The organism is Paenibacillus sp. FSL H8-0283, assembly GCF_045040675.1.
Lineage (GTDB): Bacteria > Bacillota > Bacilli > Paenibacillales > Paenibacillaceae > Paenibacillus > Paenibacillus amylolyticus.
The window spans coordinates 3,277,300-3,300,173 of sequence record NZ_CP150295.1; the positions used below are offsets into that span (position 1 = coordinate 3,277,300).

Below are 22,874 nucleotides of genomic sequence, written 5' to 3' on the forward strand. Positions count from 1 at the left end.
ACAAAGGAACAACCATCGCTGGTTGTTCCTTTTGGTGTGTAGACTATTTTTTATAAGAAGATCAGTAACAATGTTCCTGCAGCAAAACAGTAATACGAAAAGTATTTCAGATTGCCTTTGGCCATAATGCCCATAAACCATCTCATGGAGAAATACGTGACAAAGAGTGTCGTGATGAATGCGATCAGATAAGGGATAGCCAGTTGTGATCGATTCGGATCATTGGCAATGTCGGATACCCCCATGATAAGTCCGCCAATACTGATGGGAATGTACAGCATAAAGGAGAACTTCAAAGCTGTTTCCTGTTTCATGCCAACAGCGATGGACGCAATTACAGTTGCCCCTGAGCGGCTAATCCCCGGAATAAGAGCGACCGCCTGAGCCAGACCTACCAACAATGCATCTTTCGTAGACAGATCACCGTCTTGCTTGCGACCACGAAGATTACGAATAAGCCACAAGGCAACCCCGGTGATTAATAGCGCGATGGAAACGGTATATACGGATGAGAAGATTTCTTCAATCCGGTCCTTGAACAGGACTGCAACGACAGCAGCAGGGATCGTACCAATAATTATGTATAAGCAAAACATGAAGTCTGCTCGATATTCTTCTTTACGAGTACGCAGGTAACCTAATGCACCAATAATCAACTTTTTGATATCTTCCCGGAAAATAAAAATAATAGCGATAAGTGATGCTGTGTTTGTTAAAATCTCAAATGACAATCCATTCTGCTTGATGCCCATAAGTTTCTGGGCGATGATCAGATGACCGCTTGAGGAGACGGGGATTGGCTCCGTCGCACCTTGAACAATACCTAAAAACAAATACTTTAACCACAATATAATCTCTTCCATGTTGTCCTCCTTGATTACGTTTCATTGGCTTTTCAAAACTCTCTTTTTTAAAAAAAGTGAATGGTTTACTCTATTGATGATAGCTGTTTAACTTGGTGACTTGCAAGTTAGAGTTCATAGAGGGGGTGAAGTAAACATAGCTTGTCAAATCCTGCATAGCATGATATCGTTGATAACGATTATCAATATCAACGAAAAGGTGGGTTTATTTTGTGTAAACAGATAAAATCAATATGGATCATGATGGCACTTATCTTGCTGATTGTACTTAGTGCATGTGGTCAGTCTGCTACGACCAATAGTACAAACGGGGACAGCACGAATGCGGCTACGGAAACAGAAACCAAGACGGACTCGGATTCAGCTTCTTCCGCTGAATCAACGGCAACTGCCGAAGAGGAACTTGTTACATATCAATCGGATGCAGGCGAAGTACAGGTACCGAAGAATCCTAAGCGTATTATTGATTTGACATCATTTTCGACAGGCTACTTTGTTACCTTGGATGCACCGGTAGTCGGCGCTTTATCAGGAGCGATGAACAACAAATATATCAAGGATCAACTTGCAGCAGCGGGCACCAGTGATCTGGGTCAAGAGCCTACACCAGAGAAACTAATCAGTTTAAAACCTGACTTATTTATCGTGTACACTGGAACAGAGGGCATCGACAAGCTGGAGCAGATTGCGCCTGTTGTACAGATTGCATATGGTAAGCGCAATTTCAAGGATCTAATGCTTGAAATGGGTAAGCTCACCAATAGAGAAGACGCAGCGAAAGCTTGGAATGCTAAATGGGAAGCGAAGATCAACGAACTGAAGCCCAAGGTTCAGGAAGCTGTAGGCGATCGTACTGTTTCCATACTGAATCCATACGCCAAAGGATTATTTGTATTCGGTCATAACTATGGTCGAGGTGGTGAAATTATTTACGGGGAGTTTGATCTCAAGGCACCAGCCAAGGCCCAAGCTGAAGCGATTGACAGCGGAACTGGATGGGCTTCAATCTCCATGGAACTATTACCGGAGTATGCGGGGGATATCATCTTCACCAGCCCGTGGTCGGGAGATACAACCGATCCCAAGATCGTATATGACAATACATTATGGAAGAACTTGCCTGCGGTGAAGGCAAATCATGTGTTCCAGCTTGATCCAACTTCAGACTCGTACAACGATCCGTTAACGTTGGAAGGTCAGCTTCAATTTATTTCCGATAGCCTGCTTACCGCGAAGTAAGATTAGACTGCATAAATGGTAATACTGGAGCATTTCTAAACGTCGGTACAAGACGGGGAAATGCTCTTCTTATGAGCTTAGGATGTTATATACGTCGAACTTGGATGGGTTTTGACCAATGTAATTAAGCTTGATACAATAGGATAACAGCTGATGAAAATTAAATATCAAGTGGGGTGATCTAGATTGCAGCAAAAGAGTGAACGTTTGAATGTTTGGTTGGCTTTCTCTAACATTCATACCCATCTGAACGAGAAGCTGGAACAAGCTCTGCTTCAACAATATGACTTATCTTTGAAGGAATTTTATGTGTTAAACTTCATATATAATGCGGAGGGTAAGGAATTACGCCTACAGCAACTTCAAGAACTAGTAGGCTTGAGCCAAAGTGCTACTTCCAGGCTCGTCGTTAGGATGGAAGCCAAAGACTGTGGGGCTCTGGAAAGACATGCATGTGAAGATGACCGACGTGGCATTTACACTCGTATTACGGAGCTTGGAGAGAATAAATACAAGAAAGCACTTCAAACGTTTAATCAGGTCTTGCAAACTGAATTGGAACAGGATGGATTTGAGACTCGATTAGAGAACCTCACTAAAGAATTGTTCTAAGGCTAGGGGAAATATAGGGTAATGTAGTCATTTACCCTATAAGAAGACTTGACACTCATTAATATATCCGTTAAATTAAATGCATGCGCATGAATTTAATATGGGTGCGGTGATTTTGTATAAAGGAGGTATTGAACATGAAGGTGTTCGTCGTGGGATCAAATGGACAGATTGGTCAACAGCTTATTCATCTTTTGAAGAATAGTGAAGAACACACCGTTCTTGCCATGGTACGAAAACAAGAACAGGTAGATTCATTTGCAGCACAGGGTGTGGAAACGGTGCTTGCCGACTTGGAAGGTACGGTTGACTCACTTGTAGCTGCTGCAACGGGTTGTGATGCCATTGTATTTGCGGCTGGTTCTGGCGGTACAACGGGATATGATAAAACACTCCTGATTGATCTGGATGGTGCCGGGAAAACCATTGAAGCGGCTCAAAAAGCGGGTATTGATCGATTTATCATGGTGAGTGCGATCCAAGCCAATAATCGTGAGAACTGGCATGATAACATCCTTCCATATTATGCAGCGAAACACTATGCTGATAAATTGTTAGAGATCAGTGGATTAACATATACCATTATACGTCCAGGGATTCTAATGAATGAACCGGGAACAGGTAAAGTTACTGTTGCTGAGAATATAACAACCGGTAACATAGCTCGTGAAGATGTAGCTCATGTGATTTTGGCCAGTTTGAGTGAGAAGAATACCTACAAGCGTTCATTTGATCTAATCGCTGGTGAGGATACAATATCTGAGGCATTGAGTGGGCTCTGATCCGAAACAAAATTTTCGACGATATCTGATGAGTTAAGAGAGGGCTATACAATGATTATGTTGATGCTTTTGACCTTCATATTAGGTATCTTCATCGTTGTACGTCAATTTTGGCCAGTGCGCAATCTTGAATATATAGATTATCAAGTATTTCTCAGACAAGAGCGTGATTTTCGGCAGTATAAAGTGATTGATATTCGAGATGCGACGGATTATATGGCTAATCCTACTCCGGATACGATTAACATCTCATTGGGGCGTCTTGCTTTCACATGGGAAAAATACCTTCTTCGAGAAGATAACGTAATTATAATGTCACCTGGTATGCTTCAATCCAAAAAGGCTGTTCGTATTTTGCAAAAGCATGGATTTGAAAGTCTTTATGTGATGAAGTAAAAGATATATGTGAGTTCTAAATCATACGGAGTTATTAATTGTAGGCATTGATTTGATGCTTGCGCATGCATTTTTATTAGACATGATTCATGAAAAGGGGAGTTTTATTTTGATGACAGATTTGTTTAGTCCATATTCTTTTAAAAGCCTAGAGCTTAAAAACCGTGTTGTAATGGCTCCAATGTGCCAATATTCAGTTGAGCAAAAAGATGGTATTGCAACAGATTGGCATTATATGCACTACGTTAGTCGTGCCGTGGGAGGAACAGGTCTCATTATCATTGAAATGACAGATGTGGAGCCGGATGGCCGGATCTCAGATTATGATCTTGGGTTATGGTCAGATGAACAGATCCCAGCTCTGAAGCGGATCGTAGATGCGTGTCACAGTTATGGGGCCAAGGTTGGCATTCAGATTGCTCATGCGGGCCGCAAAGCAGAAGATGCCGAAGTTCCAGTTGCTCCGTCCGCGATCGCCTTTGATGAGAATTCCAAGCAACCTCGAGCGCTTACAACGGACGAAGTAAAAGGAATGGTTGAAAAATTCCGGAGTGCTGTAGCTCGTGCTGTAAAAGCTGGTTTTGATGCGATTGAGCTTCATGGTGCACATGGTTACTTAATTCATCAATTCCATTCTCCACTAACAAACAAGCGAGAAGACGAATATGGTCAAGATTTAACGTTATTTGGCCGGGAGATCATTCAGGCTGCAAAGGCAGAGATGCCCGAAGATATGCCTTTGATGATGCGTATTTCGGCTAAGGAATACGTCGAAGGTGGCTATGGCATTAACGAAAGTTCCGAGTTTGCCAAGGCATATAAAGAGGCAGGCGTTGACGTATTTGACATCTCATCTGGTGGCGAGGGACCTATTGCTGCATGGGGCAGACCAGGAACTCACGCAGCTTATCAAGTGCCTCTCGCTAAAGCAATCAAAGAGACTCTTGATGTGCCCGTGATCGCTGTTGGAAGACTCGATGATCCTACGTTGGCGAATGCAGTCATCGGAAATGAAGAAGCCGATCTCGTTGCAGTCGGCAGAGGTCTGTTAAGAAATCCTTACTGGGCCTTGGAAGCTGCGACTGCTTTGCGCAAGACAACGGACGTTCCAAAACAATATACAACTGGTTTTTAATGTATTAATAATTTAACGATTAAATGATCTTCATTAATACAGAAATAAGAAAGGACTCCTCTAATAAAACAGAAGGAGTCCTTTTTGAGGTTAAACTAGACAAGGTAAAGGAACGATATCAGCCAGTAACCAGTCAAGAGATGGTAGTCGGCTCATCGCTTCCGCCTCTCAAGCGTTTAATATCTTCTCTGGGCGGAAATCCGAACATGCGAGAATATTCACGGCTGAATTGGGAAGGGCTCTCGTAACCTACCTGAAATGCTACATCTGCTGCATCGGTGGACTTGGATAATAACAAGCGGCGCGCTTCTTGCAGCCTCAATTGTTTTTGAAACTGAATCGGACTCATGGCAGTCACTTCTTTAAAGTGTCTGTGTAGCGAGGCAGTACTCATATTTGCCAAATCCGCCAATTCCTCAACCCGAAAATTTTGCTCAGAGTGATTCATAATATATTCAATAACGTTTCTGATTCGATAGGTATGGCTGCCTTCCATGGTAGCTTGTTCTAGTGCAATCCCATGTGGGCCTTTCAGAACTTTATAGAGAATTTCCTTTTTGAACAAAGGTGCGAGTAGTGGGATATCTTCCGAATGATCTTCCAACAAACGTGCTAATCTGACGACTGCATCCAGCAGAGACGGCTCAGCTTGGCTGACAAACATCGCACGTCTCGTTGTTTTCCGCGGTCTTGCTGGGAAATCGGAATGGTTCAATACCTCCAGAATCTCACTGGATGTGAATTCAAGCTTCAGGGCCAGATAGGGAGCCTCAGACGAGGCTTGAATTACTTGTCCACTAACCGGCAAGTCAACGGTTGCCACGATATAACTTCCTGGACCATACCGGAAACGATCCTGTCCCAGCAGGACCTCTTTTTCACCCTGAACGATAATGCAAAAGGATGGTTCATTCACTCTAAATATAGGTTCAGTAACGACCGATTCACGGATTAGAAATAATGAAGGGATTGCCGTAGGATGTACCCCATCCTTGTCAGAATAACGATCAATGAGTGTGGCTAATTCGTTTTGTTGTTCATGTATTTGATCAGACATGCAAAGTTCTCCTTTTTTCCTCACAACATAATAATCACATTCTATCGTATATTGACCGAAGGCGGTAGAAAACGGATAGGAATAGGCAAACATTTGATGTGAATGGATAAGACATTCTGATTGCTGGTTACATAATCACAAGTACACAGGTCATGATATACAACAAGTACAGAAGATATACACTTACGGTTCAGCTAATACATGCTAAGATGAGAATGAGAAGGGTATCTGCATCTTTTATTTACTGATCGTTCCCGATGTGTTAGATTGATTTTGGGAGGGAAGTCGAATGGCTAGAAGTAAAGAGTTTGAAGTGAATGAAGTATTGGATAAAGCAATGAAGATCTTCTGGGAACAAGGTTACGAGAAAACGTCGATGAGTGACCTGGTTGAGCATATGGGAATTCATCGCAGAAGTATATATGATACATTTGACGACAAACATTCGCTGTTTTTGCAGGCAATGGATCGTTACAGAGGTAAGGTCAGCACCACATTACTTGCAGAAATCAAGGCATCCAAGACGGCAGTGGAAGCACTGCATAAAATCTTCGAAGTTATGATCAGTGAAGTAGAGGATACGCCATCGGGATGCTTGATCGTGAACTCCGCCGTAGAGCTAGGCACACGCGATCCGGACGTGGATACGCGATCTCTTGATTCATTTAATGAAGCAGAGCAGATGTTTGAGCAACTCATTCAATGGGGGCAGCGGGAGGGAGAATTCTCCTCTGATCATGATGCAAAGGAAATGGCAGAGTACCTGCACAATATTTCTGTCGGCATTAGAGCCATGGCAAGAACCTCGACGGATAAGGAAAAATTAAACCGTATTATCCATGTAACGATGAAACTTTTGGAAAAATGATGAGTAGAGACATACCCAAAAAAGTAGCTTGAAATCCGTTAGAGGACTTCAAGCTACTTTTTTTTTGCGCTAATTTTAGAAAATAGAAAGCATGAACCATCAATTGGTGATGGCATTTTCCATCGGTTTAATTTTGTGAATCTCTTCGGTCCCAGCCTCCAAAGCTGTTTCGTAGTAGGAGCGTTTGTGCTCGATGACTTCCATGGTTCTTCTTAGTTCCTCCATTTGTGCTTCCACAATAGCTTTTCGCTCCGTAAACATGTCATATCTTTGCTTCAGCGAGGAGTCCCCCTCAGAGCACCATTCAATAAAGTCCTTAATGTCTTTAATAGGCATGCCGGTCAGCTTCAGACATTGGATGATCTTTAGAAAGTCAATGTCGGAGTCTTTGAACAAACGTGTTCCACTCGTGGTACGTTCCACAAAAGGCATGAGTCCTTCCTTGTCGTAGTAACGCAATGTATATACCGTAAGGTCTAATTTTTTGGCAACTTCACCGATTGAATAGGTCATTTAGAATGAATTCCTTTCTACTAGGGGTAGACTTCGAGTTAGCTCTAGGATTGATCCGAGTGAATTCTAACATGTTGGATTACTGGATGTCAAAGTACATTGGAGATAAAAAAAATAAGATAAACATTTGACCTAGAGTTAACTAGAGGGGGTAAGATTATTTTGAACTTTAAATTACTAGGAGGTTATCCCATTGATTATAGCTAAAGCCAGAGCCGTTGACGGACCAGACCAACAATTCAGAAGTGCTGAAATTAAACGACGTGATCTGGATACTAATGATGTATTAATCGAGATTAAATATGCCGGTATCTGCCATTCTGACATCCATACTGCCCACGGTGAATGGGGCCCTGTGAATTATCCACTTGTTCCTGGACACGAGATTGCCGGGATTGTAACCGATGTAGGAACAGGGGTCTCCAAATATAAAGTCGGTGATCGAGTAGGAGTCGGATGTATGGTTGACTCTTGTGGCGAGTGTGATAACTGCCGCAAAGGTGAAGAGCAATACTGTCTCAAAGGAAATATTCCTACTTACGCTGGTGTAGACAAATACGGTGAGCCTACGCAAGGTGGATATTCAACTCATATTGTTGTCGTAGAGAATTTCGTCGTTCGCATCCCTGATAACATTGCACTTGATGCTGCTGCACCTTTGCTGTGTGCCGGTATTACGACGTATTCACCACTTCATCACTGGGGAGCTGGCCCAGGTAAGAAGGTTGCCGTTGTAGGTATGGGTGGTCTAGGTCATATGGCTGTCAAAATTGCACATGCGATGGGTGCCGAAGTAACGGTTCTCTCCCAATCCTTGAGCAAAAAAGAAGATGGACTGCAATTTGGTGCAGATCACTACTTTGCCACAAGTGAACCGGAAACATTCGAGAAACTTGCAGGCACATTTGATCTGATGATTAACACGGTAAGTGCGAATATTGACATTAACGCTTATTTCTCACTGCTCACACTGGATGGTACTCTGGTGAACGTGGGTGCTCCTGCAGAGCCTTTAGCTGTTAACGTATTCTCACTCATCGGCCATCGCCGTTCATTCGCGGGTTCCATGATTGGTGGCATTCGTGAGACACAGGAAATGCTTGATTTCTGTGCAGAACATGATATTGCACCTAACATTGAGGTCATCTCCGCTGACCAGATTGACGAAGCTTACAAACGTGTACTGGCTTCCGACGTGAAATATCGCTTTGTTATTGATATCAGCACCATGTAATTGTGAAGTGTGCAATAGTGATAGTTAAAGATAGAAAAAAGCAGCTGCCGCCAAGGTCAGCTGCTTTTTGCTTTTCAGTTTGTTAATTGCTGATCATTCTACAACCCGTGCTCTTTTCGCAACGAACAGAAGATACCTGCGTCTAATAACTAGTGAAGTAAACATGAAAGGAGTGGAATGAGAAAGATGACAGTATCATTTTCACATCAGCCTGAAGGGTACGAATGTCCATTTTGTCGTATTTGGGGTATCGAGCGACCTGATCAGGGAACAAAACAAAGGGATATCATCTATCAGAATGAAATGGTAACGGCATTTATAGCGGGCAAATGGTGGCCAAACAACAAAGGACATGTTCTTATTGTTCCGAATCAACATTTCGAGAACATCTTTGAACTCCCTGCGGATTACGCTGTTGAAATTCACCTCGCGGCTCAGCTTACAGCATTTGCAATGAAAAGTACATATGAATGTGATGGGATTTCGACACGGCAACATAATGAACCTGCTGGCAATCAAGACGTCTGGCATTATCATCTCCATGTTTACCCTAGATACGTAAATGATCAACTTTATCTGACAAACGGTTCGCAGTCCGATCCAGATGAACGCGCTTTCTATGCGGATAAGTTGCGTTCTTGGATAAAGGAAAACATTTAAGGTCTAGAAGGAGATGAATCTGAGACCCTATGTTATATTTGATCAGAAGTAAGCTACATTAGGATATTCTTTGTAACGAAAAAATCATAAGATAAGAGAAGGGCTGTGCCAGTATTGAAAGGTAAGATATCTAAAAGGTTGATAGCAATTTTCGTAGTTTTCACATTGTATTTAGCCAGTACAAATCAGATGTACGCAGAATTCACCGAATTAAGCTTAGAGGAGCACGGAGGGCTACAGCAGGAATGGGTACATACTTTTCCTAAAGAAATTGATTATCTGAGCTTTGAACTAGGTTACACTCCACAAGACCATATTAATCGTCTTGCTCAGCTTGTTATGTTAAACCCCGCCACTGTGTCTGGTAATAACTTCAGCCTATATACGATAAATATTAAGACAGGGAAACTTGCCTGGACGTATGACATCAAAAATAAAGTGAAAAACTTTTATCCGTTGAATCATACATGGTTTTATAACGAGAGCGGTAATATATTTTATCAGTATTCTACTAATCACGGGAAAACGTTCAACATTCTTAGTTTAGATGCAAAAGGAAAGCGTTTATTCGAAAAGAAGGATTTAAGTTTCTCAAATATCTATCCGTATAAAAATGGAATTGTTCTGCAACAAACGGATAGTCTTAAAAATCAGTCCCGTTCTATCACACTAAATTCCAAAGGAATAACGACAAGCGAGACTGTGTTAGGTTATAAAACTGAAGTACTGACTTCTGGTTATGTACTCCATTTTGTAGGTGAGAATAAAATCGAGGTTTTTAAAGATGTAACCTCTTTGAAAAAGCCGTTATTTACGATTAACTCCAAAAAGTTTGGTGGTTTCTACGTTGCGGGTTATCATCAACTAAATGGCGGTACACTAATTGTAGAATATGCAAGATCCAATTCATATGGTGGACAGAAATTAATGGCCTATGGAGTTAATGGTAAACTCAAATGGGACACCGTGCTTGATAGAAACACGAATATTTCTATGCATTCAACCGGAAGTAAACTATTAATTGATAACAAATCTGAACACATTATCACTTTATATGATCATAACTTCAAAAAGCTGTTTTCTCGTACGTATGAAGGAGAGCTTAATTTTAATGGTTTAATGAGATCCTATCGAAACGATAGCTATATTGAGTATACTAGCTTTGGGACCATTGATGACAAATGGGGAGAGAGGTATACCTTAATGAAAGATAATGGAGACATTATACTTAGTAAATACTTTGTTTTAGATGATGTGCATAAGAGTAACTTTGCATATGACTCGTCCGAAAATGTGGTCTATCGCACCGTGATTAGCGACCACCGATATAATCTGATTAAATACAAGGTAACTAAATAATAGTTGGAGTGCCGTTGATAACAACAATCAACGGCTTTTTATATTCTATGAAGGTTCAATATATTTGGAAGCAGGTTTGCAATCCAATCTTAAATTTCTTAAACTGTTGAATACAACGTAAAAAACGCCTATTAAAGAGAACTTTGTTGTTACAAATTCTTTTTGTATTAAAACAACCGACAGGTGTTTATGAATTTGATATTCATGATAGAATGAGTTTGAATTGGACAATATAAGTAGTATATTTCATGATATAGGGGGGAACTAATGGAGACCTTTGCAGAATTTATAGCACGCATCGATAACCCGGAACACCAGGCACGAACGGAAGAAGTTTTGAACTGGGTCACTGAAAAATTCCCGAATTTAAAACAAAAAATAGCCTGGAATCAACCGATGTTTACCGACCATGAGACCTTTATTATTGGCTTTAGTGTATCCAAGCAACACTTGGCTGTTGCTCCCGAGAAGGCAGGAATTAATCGTTTTTCGGAAGAGATCACACAGGCGGGTTATGATCACACCAAAGAGTTGGTGCGGATGAAGTGGAAACAGGAGATTGATTTTTCGTTACTTGAGAGAATGATTGAGTTCAATATAGCGGATAAGGCAGAATGTTCAACATTCTGGCGTAAATAAATCGCGATATAAAAAGAAGACCCCCAACTTCCGGATGCGGAAAGAGGAGGTCTTCTGTACTTTAAGCTTAAGCGATTATTGAGCACCTACTACGGGGTGAGGTACATAAGGCTCTTCAAGGAATGAGACGTCTTCTGAGGTCAACTTAACGGAAAGAGCACCTACAGCATCTTCCAGATGCGATATTTTGGTGGCACCGATAATTGGAGCCGCTACAGTGTCTTTTTGCAGCAACCACGCAAGTGCAATGTGTGTACGAGGGACACCGTATTTTTCTGCAATGGATGCAACTCGTTCAACAACAAGCCGATCCGCATCACTTGTCGCATTGTACTTGGATTTCTGAATTTTGTCTGTCTCGGATCGCAGTGTTGATACGGACCAGTCACGGGTTAACCTGCCTGAAGCAAGAGGACTGTAGGGAGTCACACCAATCTTTTCTTCCTTGCATAAAGGCAACATTTCTCGTTCCTCTTCACGGTAGATGAGATTCAGGTGGTTTTGCATGGAGACAAACTTGGTCCAACCATTTTTCTCTGCTACATGTAATGCTTTTTGGAACTGCCATGCAAACATGGCCGAAGCGCCAATATATCTCACTTTACCGGACTTCACCACATCATGTAAGGCTTCCATGGTTTCTTCAATAGGCGTATTGTAGTCCCAACGATGGATGATATACAGATCCACATAATCGGTTTCCAATCGTTTCAGGCTTTTATCAATCTCACTCAGGATGGCTTTTCTGGAAAGACCAGAACCGTTGGGTCCTTGATGCATTTGTCCGTGTACTTTGGTAGCAATGACAACCTCATCCCGATTTGCATAATCTTTTAACGCCCGACCAAGATACTCCTCGCTTGTACCCAGAGAGTATACATTCGCTGTATCGAAGAAATTAATGCCTAGATCCAGCGCTTTCTTTATCACCGGGCGAGAATTTTCTTCATTCAGTACCCATTCATGAACCCATTTACTGGCATCCCCAAATCCCATACATCCTAGGCAAAATCGAGATACGTCCAAGCCTGTATTACCAAGTTTAGTATATTCCATGTCATGTTCAAATCCTTTCTAATGTTTATTATTGCCACCTGTAGGGTGATCTATATACACATTATTATGTCATAACGAAGGGAACAACCTGTACCACATTTCTATCAAAGTTTTGCCTAATCCTATCAGAGTCTCTGAATTTGAATCAGTTGAGCCCATTAAAGTTCTCATATAAAAAGAACAAGCCACTCGTTTCTCCGTTGGAGATTCAAATGGCTTGTTCATAAAATATTATTTAATCATTGTTTGATGAATCCAATCGCTTATTTTGGTTAATTTAAGATTGGCTTTGATATTATCATCTAACTCTTCATACCGTGGAAGAAGATCTGTATGCCCATCAATCCATTGGTACAATCCTTTAAGACCTGCTGCTGTCTCACTTCCCAACAAAGGCTGAATCGCTGCTTCAAAATGATCAAAAGGTAGAGACATGAAGCTGATCTTTTCACCTAATACAGCACTGAATTGTTCCGCTAATTGTTCACCTGTCAGGGCTTCTAATCCGGGTGCTGGGATAATGCTTCCTGCCAATTCCGAATGAGTCAAGGCATAATAGTGGAATTGAGCTGCATCGTTTAAGCTAATCCAGGAGATCGGCCTGTCTGCTGGTACCGGGTAGGCCAAAACGCCATTGTTCAGTATTCCGGGAATCAGGAAGTTTTCCAAGTATACAATGGGTTCCACAATGATATATGGAAGACCACTTTGCTGCAATTCATGGATAACTTCACGTTTCAATTCAATTCCTTTGGAATGGGTGATAGGGTCAGGAACATAGGTACCCGTGTTAACTACAATCAATTTAACGTTTGCCTGTATAGCAGCATCAATTGCATTTTTGGTATATTGTCTGATCTTATCCGAATTGAACTCCACCGGCAGGTTCAGGAAGACTTTACTTACACCTTCATGCGCCGTATGAAGCTGTTCCACATCTGATAGATCCCCGATGAAAGCTTCAATGTTTTGTTCCTTTAGTGTTTTGGCTGTTGCCTCATTTCGAGTAATCGTGCGAACCTCACAACCTTGTTGAACGAGTAATTGAGCGACAGCGCCGCCTTGGGAGCCCGATGCCCCATATACTAAAAATCGATCATTCTGTGTCATAGTGGTCAATAACTTCCTTTCAATATGTGATTGGAATGAATGAGTTAACACTCAGCATTGACCTCAGCATAACGGATTTAGAATAGGAGCGTAAGTACGCACATTAATGATATAAAGTATCCCTTGGGATACTATGGGAAGGCGTTTTACATATGTTTCGATCCCCAATCACCTAACTGAAACAAGATCGAAGTCAGGCTTTGTCCTTTTTCTGTAAGGGAATATTCGACTTTAGGCGGAACTACAGGGTGGGTAACACGGTTTATCAAACCAGCTTCTTCAAGTTCTCGTAATTGCCTGGTTAACGTGCGATGCGTAATGGGGTCCAGCATTTTCTGTAATTCATTGAATCGAATTGTTGAATGGCGGATGAGACGATTTATAATTAATAACTTCCATTTCCCACCAATCATATTGACTGCAAACTCAACAGGACACCGGTCCTCCACAGGTTCTATATTCATATTTATGTATCCCTCCCAAAAGCATCAACTCATGTTTCATGTTTCGTTCATTTTATCGAATTTATAAAGGGGTGTATAGCTTACAGCGCATTCAGGGTATGAACCATGCCCAGGACACAAAAAAAGATGCCCCAGTGTAGCTCGAGGGACACCTTATATAATATAAATTATTGTTCAACTCAGACAGAACGAAAAAAAGCATTGAACGTGAAAAAAAGCCATGATATAATCTATAGCGCAATTGACATTTATATTGAATGTAAAGGTTGAATCATTATTTCTCCTAATTTAATTTTACATCCGACATTCCGATTTGTCAATGCTCTTTTTTTGGTCCTAATAAATGGAAAAGGGAGTGGACTCATTCATGGATAAAACAAACGAATGGAAGTTGGAAGAGGAAAGACTAGTGCAGGTGAGGAACAAACTTCAGGCACGACTCGACGAGTTAGAACCGAAGGTTGCCGGACTGCATGAACAGGCTGCCGAAATACGTAAACGGTTCTGGGAAGAAGTAACGATTAATACGGGTTCGTACACGGATTTTGAAGATGCATTCTATACCATTAATCAGCAGTCGAGAGTGTTGGCCGAGAGGGAGCGCGGGCACAAGCTGTTAACACAACAATGGAAAAATACAAAGAGACTGCTTCCAACGCCGTATTTTGGCCGTTTCGACTATAAGGAAAAAGGCATGACATTGACTGAACAGATCTACATCGGCGTATCATCCTTCATGGATGAAGATGGTTTGAACTTTCTAATCTATGACTGGCGTACGCCAATTGCGAGTCTGTACTATGATCACTCTCCCGGGCCAGCAAGTTATGACACACCTTCAGGACGAATCGAAGGAAAGATGGAGCTCAAGCGTCAATTCCAGATTCAACATGGGCAACTTCATAGCATGTTTGATTCAACTGAGACGATTGGTGACGAATTGTTGCAGCAAGTGCTCGCCAATGGTGCAGACTCACAAATGAAGAGTATTGTAGCAACTATCCAGAAGGAACAAAACGCCATCATCCGTGATGACCGAAGCCGAATGCTTATCGTTCAGGGGGCAGCTGGCAGTGGCAAGACGTCGGCTGCGTTACAGCGAGTCGCTTACTTACTATATAAACACCGCCAGACAGTTAAAGCAGATCAGATTGTACTTTTCTCGCCGAATCCGATGTTTACCAGTTATATCTCGACTGTGCTCCCGGAACTTGGGGAAGAGAATATGCAGCAGACGACTTTCCAGGAATATCTGAATTATTGGCTGGATTCCTCCATCCAACCAGAGGATGCCTTTGATCAGATTGAATATGTGCTGACAGCTCAGAATGATCCGGGATATGAAGCTCGTATGGAGGCGATCAAGTACAAAGCTTCCGAGACATTCCTGCAAGTGCTCCAAAACTACGGTAAGTGGTTAGGAAGAGAGGGGATGCGGTTTAACGGCATTCAATTTCGGGGACGTGAATTCATCAGTTCAGACCAAATCAAGACCCAATTTTACAGTTTGGATCAGAATCTTACCTTGTCCAACCGTATACTTCTTTTGCAGGAATGGTTGCTGAGAGAACTTGTTTCGCTGGAACGTCTGGAACGGGAAGCAGACTGGGTTCTGGAGGAGTTGAATTATCTGGACACGGATGAGTATGTGGAAGCTTTCCGCATGTTGCACAAAGAAAAGCCTGTGTTCGATGTAGCGGAAAAATACGCAGCACGAGATAACGGTAATGACAGCGCAGTGCAAGATGAGGGTGCCTTTAACTTTGCAGTGCGAGAAGAGGAGCTGCTTCGTCAGAAACTGGTGAAAGACATGTTTAAACCTTTAAGAAAGAGTGTGCGGAAATTCCAGTTCGTGGATGTGAAAGGTATATACGAACAACTATTTATAGATGAATCCGCTTATCAGGAACAAACGAATGGGGCAATCCCCCCACAGCACTGGCCTGAGATTTGTAAACAGACCAAGGCCATGATCCTTCAGAACAAGCTGTTCCATGAGGATGCTACTCCGTATTTATATGTAAAAGAGATGATCGAAGGCGTACGGACGAACACAGAGATTCGTTATGTCTTTGTCGATGAAGGCCAGGATTATTCGGCGTTTCAATACGAATATCTCAAGAAACTGTTTCCTCGTGCCCGCATGACGGTGCTGGGGGATTTCGGGCAAGCCATCTTTATGCAGGCTACGGATTTGGCAGCATCCAACTCGCCACTGGTTCACCTTTACGGAGAAGGCGAAACTACTTTGATACGGCTCGTACGCAGTTATCGTTCAACCAAAGAGATTGTTGAATTCACGAGACAGATGTTACCAGGGGGAGAAGAGATTAGACCGTTTGAAAGGGGAGATCAGAAGCCTCTTTTAACAGGATTGAAGGACGAAAAGCTGCGTGGTGCGCAGATTCTCGCAGACATCGCCGCGCTTAAGGCGGAGGGGTTCGATTCCATCGCTGTGATTACGAAAACCGCGGCTGAAAGCCGTGACGCCTATGAAAGGTTGCAAAGTCAAGGCGGCGAAGGGTTGCAGCTCATAACAAAGGACACACAGATTTTCGAAAAAGGAATCATGGTTATTCCTGTGTATCTCGCCAAAGGCGTTGAGTTCGATGCTGTCCTGGTCTATGATGCTTCACCCGTTGCTTACAGCCAGGAATATGATCGCAAGCTTCTGTATACGGCATGCACACGGGCCATGCACCGACTTCATCTATATACAGTGAGTGACTGGTCACCATTTGTGCAGGCGTTCCCTGCGAATCTATATGACATAAGAACGTAATTCATATGTAAATCCGTTTTCAATAAAGGACCAAAGAAAGATGCTCGGAGCCTTATTTCAAAGGTTATCGGGCATCTTCTTTTATTAAAGACATGAATCATAAAAGTTATTCTTTACTGATCGTTCCCGATGTGATAGATTGTTATTAGAGATTATGAGAATGATCGTTCCCATAACAACTCGAAAATGAATACATTCTCAATGAGAGGGAGTAATAATAAATGAATATTTCCAAACAAGTTGCTATTGTAAGTGGGGCTAATCGAGGGTTGGGTAAGGAACTTGCTCTTGAACTGCTGGCGAGGGGAACCAAAGTGTATGCTGGGGCGCGAAACCCTGAATCCATTGATCTGCCCGGGGCTATTCCACTGCAACTCGATATTACGGATCCACAATCTGTCATGGCTGCAGCTGAGGTAGCTAGTGATGTAACCCTTCTAATTAATAATGCTGGTTCCGCTACGGGTGCTTCTCTGCTCAGAGGTGAGCTGAACGATATTCACTTGGAATTCAATACACATGTATTCGGTACGCTTTCAATGATTCGTGCGTTTGCACCGGTAATAGAGAAGAATGGGGGCGGTTCGATACTGAATATTCTGTCTGCTCTATCTTGGCTCAGCCTTGGTAACTCAGGTGCATATTCAGCTGCAAAATCCGCTCAGTGGGGAATTACGAATGCATTACGTCTCGAATTAGCCCCTAAGAACGTTAGCGTTGCCGGATTGCACGTGGCGTTCATGGATACGGATATGACGGCAGGTATCGATGCACCAAAAACGAGCCCAACGGATATTGCCAAAATTGCAATAGATTCCATCGAAGCGGATCTCTACGAGATTATTGCTGATGATACCAGTCGGAATGTACAACAGGGTCTTGCTGGTGGTGTTGCTGCCCTTTACCCGCAATTGTTTCAAAAATAGAGAGGTGTAGATACATTTCTCGCTATAAATAAAACAACCCCCGCCAGATCTGGTGGGGGTTAAGTCTGTCATGAATTCTCTAATTCCATTCCTTCAAGAACGGTGAGAATATGAGGTTTAACCTTTAACTGCACCGGCAGTAAGGCCGCTGACGATATATTTTTGCCCGAATAGATACAGGATGAATACAGGCAGGGAAGTAAGCACGAGATTGGCGAAGATCAGGTTCCAGTCCCGGCTATATTTGCCGTAGAAATTGTAGATCGACAGTGGCATCGTCCATGTGGAACTGTCTGTCAGGAAGTACACCGGAATTGTAATGTCATTCCAGACGGACATGAACACCATGATCGCTACCGTTGCGTTAACGGGCAGGATGAGCGGTGTGACGATGCGGAAGAACACCCCGAACACACTTGCTCCTTCCAGAAATGCCACTTCGTCCAGCGCTCGTGGAATGGTTTTGATGAATCCACTATACAAGAATACACTGAAGGCTGTATTTAACGCGGCGTAGATCAGGATGACACTTGTGATGCTGCCGTAGAATCCCAATCCCTGTACAACCCGTATGGTCGTAATAATCGACATTGGCGCAATCAGTCCCATGAAGAAATACATGTAGATCGTGCCGGATAGTTTGGTTTCCCGACGTGCCAGAATGAATGCCGCTGCCGAAGAGGCAACGATATTAATGATGGAAGATACGCCAGTAATCAAAATGCTGTTGAAGAACGCTCGCGACAGTCCGCCTTCCTGGAAGACACGAACATAGTTCGAGAACTGCCATGTTTCCGGAAAACTCAGGGAGAAACTAAGCACTTCGGCACTGGTTTTGAATGAACCAAAGATCAGAATGACAAGCGGCAACAGAACGATAAGAGAGGCCAGAATCAGGAAACCTTCCACGATATAGTTGCGGATGGCGAGTTTGCGTGTATAGCCCATGTTATTCCGTAACCTCCTTACGCCGCATGAAGATCAATAGCGGTATAGCAATAATGGTAACGACCACGAAGAGAAGTGTGTTGACCGCGGTACCAAGTCCCCAGTTGCCTTCGCCGAAAGATCGCAGAATGATCGTACCTACGACCTGGGAAGCGTTACCCGGGCCACCACCGGTCATGACATATACTTCGGAGAATACTTTGAGTCCACCGATCAATGTCAGCATCAGGTTAATGTTAATCGCGGGCAGCAAGAGTGGAAGTGTGATTTTGAAAAAACTTCTCCACGAACTTGCGCCATCAATCTTGGCTGCCTCATAATACTCTTGAGAAATGGACTGCAGGCCCGCCAGATAGATGGCCATCTGGAACCCGGCACTCTGCCAGATCGAGACGATGGCAATCGTCCAGATCACAATCGATGGGTTGGTCAGCCAAGCTTGGCTTAAAGAATGTAATCCTACAGATTCCAACAAATTGTTGATTGTACCTTCGGTACGCAACATGGGAGTGAACAGAATGCTGATCACAAGGATGCTGAGAATAGAAGGGGAGTAGAAGATCGCGCGTAGCAGGTTCTTTGTTCTTAATCGCATGTTAAGTCCTACGGCCAGCAATAGGCCGATAACGTTTTTGCCAACTACAGTGACGATTGCAAATATCGCCGTGTTTTTCAGCGCCAGAATAAGCGTTTTGTCCGAGAAAATTTTCTGGAAATTATCCCACCCGATGAACTTCAGCTCCAGCCGGTCCAGCCGCCAATCCGTGAACGAATAATAGAAAGCGGCGAGAGCAGGCACAACAAAAAAGATGGAGTAGATAATCAGTGCGGGAAATATCATGTAATACGAGTACAGATTTTTAGTCCTTTTCATGTCTCACACTCCGTTATAGCCAGGCAGCATAACGGTCGATCCTGTTATGCTGCCTTATATTTCACTCTTTAGAAACCTTCTACACCTTTATCCTGCATCAGCTGACTGAACTTCTCATCCCAGGATTTCAGTACTTCTTCCGGTGACAAACCACCCGCGAATTGATCCTGTAACAACCGATACAGTTCGCTGCGATCAACCAGCATGTATGCATCCGTTGTCAGCACAGTTTTCTTCGGCGTAATATAATTATCTACAATATCCTGTTTGTAAGCCGGCAATTCTGGTGTGGTGACGTCACTGAAATTGGATACGTACCCTTTGGAGTCCACGATCTGTTGTGCAACTTCCTTGGAGGCGATGTAGTCCAAGAATTGTTTAGCTTCTTCCAAATGTTTGGATTTCTTCGGAATGAACAGTTGTCCGCCGAGTGGACTTGCACCCAGACTGGCATTGTCTGACGATGGAATCGGGAATACGCCCAGTTCCATATTTGGATCTTGCTCGGCCACGCCTTCAATTAACCAATCGCCCATAAACATCATGGCAACTTCCTTGTTCAGGAATTTACCTACGGCCATGTCATAGCTGTCGCTAAGCACATCCGTGTTGGTGTAACCTTTAGTGTAAATCTCATATTGTTGTTCCAGGAATGTTTTGAATTCCGGGATATCAGACCATTTTTTCTTGTTGCTGTTCAACTCATCAAAAAAAGTCGGTTCATTTTTGGCTACAAAATCGGCAAAAGCTGCAGCAGGCCAGATGTTGGCAGCCCAGGCATCTTTGTAAGGCATGAATACAGGTGTAATGCCACTCGCTTTGATTTTTTCACAGATCGCCAGGAATTCTTCGTAGTTGGTTGGAAGCGACAACCCGAGTTCTTCAAAGATTTGTTTGTTATAAACGACCCCTTGCATCCCCGTATCTTGGCTGACATGGAAGCTGTAGAGATGACCACCAGAAGAGAGGACGTCTTTGTTCACAATTCTGCTTGCCCAAGGCTCGTTATCCAGAATCTCGAAGTTACGTTCAAGGTTCAGGTCTGTGACTGCGCTCGCCAGATTGTACTGAATAATGTCAGGCGTTTCATCTACAGCCAGTTTGGTTTGCAGTACAGTTGTCGTTTGTTCCGCTGGAATCAGCTGCAAATTGACACGAATGTTCGTTTGTTTTTCGAATGCATCGAGAATGTCCTGCTGGATGAAAGCAGAGTCCTGAGAACTTTTAGAGATTGCCAGCTCCAATGTGACTTTGCCACTCTTGCTGTCCCCGCCAGCAGCTGTGCCGGAATCCGTACCTCCTGATCCACAAGCCGTTAATGAGACCGATAATAAACTGGCCAGAATAATGGAAAACACCTTTTTTCTTTTTATTGTTTTCAATGCAAATCCCCCTCTGAAACGTGTAGTGAATCCGTTTACAAGTCCGATTATAGATTCTTTTCTCGCCCCGGTACATGTCTGTGCTTGAACGTTGATGTGTAAAATCCTGAACTTGAAATCGCTATCATTTCATGAAATACCGTGATAGAGTAGACATGAATATAAGGGATTTCACATCATGTCAGAACAGGAGGGCATCTCTGAGAATGGCAAAGCTCATACATAAAGCAACTCAATTCAGTTTGCAGACAAAGGTGTTTTTGACATTTCTGGCTCTGCTTTTGTTTGTGCTTGGCTGTTTTATCGTTTATGTGAATGTGATCGTTGTCCGCCCGCTCAAACTGAAAACAGAGCAGGATACGCTCGTTACAGCTACGAAGGTAAGAGAGCAAGTTGATCTATACGTAGAACAACAGAACCAGATGTCGCAGCGAATATTATCCAGCAAAAATATATTTGCAGCCATGGACAAGAGCTCCTCAGCTCATAGTAACTATGAAAGACTGAAGCAAATTCGGATCATCAAAGACATCATGTTTCAGGCCATCGGGCCGAGCATGAATATCAAGGACATGTCCATCTACGACAATCACGGGGTTCTCCTGACATCATATCTGGGTTCGGGTAATCCTCCCGCAATCCTGAACACCATGATGGAGAGTAGTCAGGTCGGACGAGATTGGACGGAAAGTGGTTTTGTTCTGCTGCGTCAAGACGATACGATCTCATTTGTGCGCACGATCAATGATCAGAACGGCAAGGTGTACGGTTATCTTAGCATCCAGATGGAACAGGCCTATATACAGAACCTAACAGAGGGTATTACCGCTGGCGAAGTCTATATTCTGAATGAACAAGGCGAGCAGATGACAGGTTCGGAAGCGGGTGTGACATTTACCAATTGGACAAAGCCTGCATCAGACGAGGGACTGGATGTGGACAAAAACGACAATTATATCACGCATTCCACTTCACCCAGTACAGGCTGGATCACGTATATCATAACGCCCAAAAAATCTGTTCTAGGCTCGATCCATTCGGTTCAGACGATGTCCATTCTGCTGATTACAGCACTGATGCTGGTTTCATTTGTGTATATCTTCCTGTCGACACGTAACCTGCTGCTGCCTATCCGCAAGCTACGCGGTCAGATCTGGCGCATGAACTACAGCAATATGAATCTGAAAGTGGATGAAACGCCGAAGAATAACGATCTCTTATTACTTAACGAAGCCTTTCAGGATCTGATGGAGAGGCTGCAGCAATCCATTGACCGGGAAAAATCGGCGCTTCATGAAGAAGTAAAGGCGCGTAATTCGGCGCTGCAAGCCCAGATTGCACCTCATTTTATTCATAATGTCTTATACCTGATCAGTATTGCCGCCCAAGAGGGGAAGACCAAAGTTGTATCGGATATGTGCAAACATCTTTCAGACAGTCTGCGTTATATTGTCTCTTCACCATACGCGCATGTGACTTTGGCTGAGGAGCTTCAACATACGAGACATTATCTGTCCCTTGTACAACAAAAGTACGAAGAGGATCTGGAGTGGGACATCTGTGCAGACGAGCTGGCGAACGAAATCCGATTGCCACGGTTGGTCATTCAGCCGTTTGTGGAAAACTGCATTGAACATGCCTTTGCCAACACCGCGCCGCCTTGGCGTATCCAGATTACCGTGAAACAATATAACGGATTATGGGCTTTGGAGATCAAAGATAACGGAGAGGGCTTTTCACCGGATAAGATCCAGGAGATTTTAGCCAATATTCAGGCATCGGGTTCCGGAATGAACCAGACTGCTGATCGTGGAACAGCCCTTGGTAACATGGGGATTATCAATAGTGTCAATCGACTCAAACTAATGTATAACAACCGGCTTTTTATTAATATATTTAACAATCATGCGGAAGAGCAACATGGAGCAACGATTCAAATCATCGGCTCACTGACGAGAGATTTTTACTAGCAAGG

Annotated in this window: 22 protein-coding genes; 13 read left to right on the top strand and 9 right to left on the bottom strand. The window is 43.1% G+C overall.

Going from position 1 to position 22,874, the window contains the following annotated elements:
• Positions 1–50: 50 nt before the first annotated feature.
• A complete protein-coding gene (locus tag MHI52_RS14790) occupies positions 51–863 on the bottom strand; it encodes an undecaprenyl-diphosphate phosphatase (protein ID WP_036608062.1) in 813 nt (270 codons plus the stop codon).
• A 240-nt stretch (positions 864–1,103) separates the two neighbouring features.
• Between MHI52_RS14790 and MHI52_RS14795 the strand changes: the two genes are divergently transcribed.
• The 5 genes from MHI52_RS14795 (at position 1,104) to MHI52_RS14815 (ending at position 5,027) form a co-directional block, all read left to right on the top strand.
• The gene (locus MHI52_RS14795; RefSeq protein ID WP_405159288.1) at positions 1,104–2,102 is read left to right on the top strand and encodes an ABC transporter substrate-binding protein; all 999 of its coding nucleotides are present in this window, start codon (positions 1,104–1,106) and stop codon (positions 2,100–2,102) included.
• A 186-nt stretch (positions 2,103–2,288) separates the two neighbouring features.
• Positions 2,289–2,714 carry a MarR family winged helix-turn-helix transcriptional regulator gene (locus MHI52_RS14800; RefSeq protein ID WP_017688556.1) on the top strand — a complete coding sequence of 142 codons (426 nt, stop codon included), beginning with the start codon at positions 2,289–2,291 and terminating at the stop codon, positions 2,712–2,714.
• A gap of 137 nt (positions 2,715–2,851) precedes the next feature.
• Positions 2,852–3,496, top strand: coding sequence for an SDR family oxidoreductase (locus MHI52_RS14805; RefSeq protein WP_036670863.1), 645 nt, complete (start codon positions 2,852–2,854; stop codon positions 3,494–3,496).
• Between the two features lie 51 nt (positions 3,497–3,547).
• Complete coding sequence (locus tag MHI52_RS14810; RefSeq protein ID WP_282321481.1) at positions 3,548–3,892, top strand: rhodanese-like domain-containing protein; 345 nt, start codon at positions 3,548–3,550, stop codon at positions 3,890–3,892.
• A gap of 112 nt (positions 3,893–4,004) precedes the next feature.
• Positions 4,005–5,027: an NADH:flavin oxidoreductase/NADH oxidase gene (locus MHI52_RS14815; RefSeq protein ID WP_282321480.1), complete on the top strand. Its 1,023-nt coding sequence runs from the start codon at positions 4,005–4,007 to the stop codon at positions 5,025–5,027.
• A gap of 133 nt (positions 5,028–5,160) precedes the next feature.
• On the opposite strand, the gene MHI52_RS14820 is transcribed toward MHI52_RS14815, so the two are convergent.
• Positions 5,161–6,084, bottom strand: a complete 924-nt coding sequence (locus MHI52_RS14820) for an AraC family transcriptional regulator (protein ID WP_127548429.1) — start codon at positions 6,082–6,084, stop codon at positions 5,161–5,163.
• A gap of 289 nt (positions 6,085–6,373) precedes the next feature.
• Here MHI52_RS14820 and MHI52_RS14825 point away from each other — a divergent pair, with 289 nt between their 5' ends.
• Positions 6,374–6,952 carry a TetR/AcrR family transcriptional regulator gene (locus MHI52_RS14825; RefSeq protein ID WP_036608044.1) on the top strand — a complete coding sequence of 193 codons (579 nt, stop codon included), beginning with the start codon at positions 6,374–6,376 and terminating at the stop codon, positions 6,950–6,952.
• A 99-nt stretch (positions 6,953–7,051) separates the two neighbouring features.
• Here MHI52_RS14825 and MHI52_RS14830 read toward each other — a convergent pair whose 3' ends face one another.
• The gene (locus MHI52_RS14830) at positions 7,052–7,465 is read right to left on the bottom strand and encodes a MerR family transcriptional regulator (protein WP_017688550.1); all 414 of its coding nucleotides are present in this window, start codon (positions 7,463–7,465) and stop codon (positions 7,052–7,054) included.
• Between the two features lie 193 nt (positions 7,466–7,658).
• Between MHI52_RS14830 and MHI52_RS14835 the strand changes: the two genes are divergently transcribed.
• The 4 genes from MHI52_RS14835 to MHI52_RS14850 all read left to right on the top strand — a co-directional run bounded on the left by MHI52_RS14835 (position 7,659) and on the right by MHI52_RS14850 (position 11,357).
• Positions 7,659–8,699, top strand: coding sequence for an NAD(P)-dependent alcohol dehydrogenase (locus tag MHI52_RS14835; RefSeq protein WP_340029522.1), 1,041 nt, complete (start codon positions 7,659–7,661; stop codon positions 8,697–8,699).
• A 186-nt stretch (positions 8,700–8,885) separates the two neighbouring features.
• Positions 8,886–9,359, top strand: a complete 474-nt coding sequence (locus MHI52_RS14840) for an HIT family protein (RefSeq protein ID WP_127548433.1) — start codon at positions 8,886–8,888, stop codon at positions 9,357–9,359.
• 105 nt (positions 9,360–9,464) lie between these two features.
• Complete coding sequence (locus MHI52_RS14845; protein WP_405159289.1) at positions 9,465–10,718, top strand: hypothetical protein; 1,254 nt, start codon at positions 9,465–9,467, stop codon at positions 10,716–10,718.
• Positions 10,719–10,985: 267 nt separating this feature from the next.
• Positions 10,986–11,357 (top strand): iron chaperone, encoded by a 372-nt coding sequence (locus MHI52_RS14850; protein WP_047842909.1) that lies wholly within the window; start codon positions 10,986–10,988, stop codon positions 11,355–11,357.
• A gap of 75 nt (positions 11,358–11,432) precedes the next feature.
• Here MHI52_RS14850 and MHI52_RS14855 read toward each other — a convergent pair whose 3' ends face one another.
• The 3 genes from MHI52_RS14855 to MHI52_RS14865 form a co-directional block, all read right to left on the bottom strand.
• A complete protein-coding gene (locus tag MHI52_RS14855) occupies positions 11,433–12,413 on the bottom strand; it encodes an aldo/keto reductase (protein ID WP_036608033.1) in 981 nt (326 codons plus the stop codon).
• 231 nt (positions 12,414–12,644) lie between these two features.
• Complete coding sequence (locus tag MHI52_RS14860) at positions 12,645–13,523, bottom strand: SDR family oxidoreductase (protein WP_282321476.1); 879 nt, start codon at positions 13,521–13,523, stop codon at positions 12,645–12,647.
• A 146-nt stretch (positions 13,524–13,669) separates the two neighbouring features.
• Positions 13,670–13,987, bottom strand: coding sequence for a helix-turn-helix domain-containing protein (locus MHI52_RS14865; protein WP_017688544.1), 318 nt, complete (start codon positions 13,985–13,987; stop codon positions 13,670–13,672).
• Positions 13,988–14,354: 367 nt separating this feature from the next.
• Between MHI52_RS14865 and helD the strand changes: the two genes are divergently transcribed.
• Both helD and MHI52_RS14875 read left to right on the top strand, forming a co-directional pair.
• Complete coding sequence (gene helD / locus MHI52_RS14870; RefSeq protein ID WP_405159290.1) at positions 14,355–16,769, top strand: RNA polymerase recycling motor HelD; 2,415 nt, start codon at positions 14,355–14,357, stop codon at positions 16,767–16,769.
• A 221-nt stretch (positions 16,770–16,990) separates the two neighbouring features.
• Positions 16,991–17,695: an SDR family oxidoreductase gene (locus tag MHI52_RS14875; RefSeq protein WP_076317917.1), complete on the top strand. Its 705-nt coding sequence runs from the start codon at positions 16,991–16,993 to the stop codon at positions 17,693–17,695.
• 117 nt (positions 17,696–17,812) lie between these two features.
• On the opposite strand, the gene MHI52_RS14880 is transcribed toward MHI52_RS14875, so the two are convergent.
• From MHI52_RS14880 to MHI52_RS14890, 3 genes are all read right to left on the bottom strand, one after another.
• Positions 17,813–18,643, bottom strand: coding sequence for a carbohydrate ABC transporter permease (locus tag MHI52_RS14880; protein ID WP_017688542.1), 831 nt, complete (start codon positions 18,641–18,643; stop codon positions 17,813–17,815).
• A gap of 1 nt (position 18,644) precedes the next feature.
• A complete protein-coding gene (locus tag MHI52_RS14885) occupies positions 18,645–19,517 on the bottom strand; it encodes a carbohydrate ABC transporter permease (RefSeq protein WP_036670879.1) in 873 nt (290 codons plus the stop codon).
• Between the two features lie 68 nt (positions 19,518–19,585).
• Complete coding sequence (locus MHI52_RS14890) at positions 19,586–20,899, bottom strand: ABC transporter substrate-binding protein (RefSeq protein WP_076253011.1); 1,314 nt, start codon at positions 20,897–20,899, stop codon at positions 19,586–19,588.
• Between the two features lie 206 nt (positions 20,900–21,105).
• On the opposite strand from MHI52_RS14890, the gene MHI52_RS14895 reads away from it, so the two are divergent.
• Positions 21,106–22,869 carry a sensor histidine kinase gene (locus MHI52_RS14895; protein ID WP_405159291.1) on the top strand — a complete coding sequence of 588 codons (1,764 nt, stop codon included), beginning with the start codon at positions 21,106–21,108 and terminating at the stop codon, positions 22,867–22,869.
• Positions 22,870–22,874: the final 5 nt, after the last annotated feature.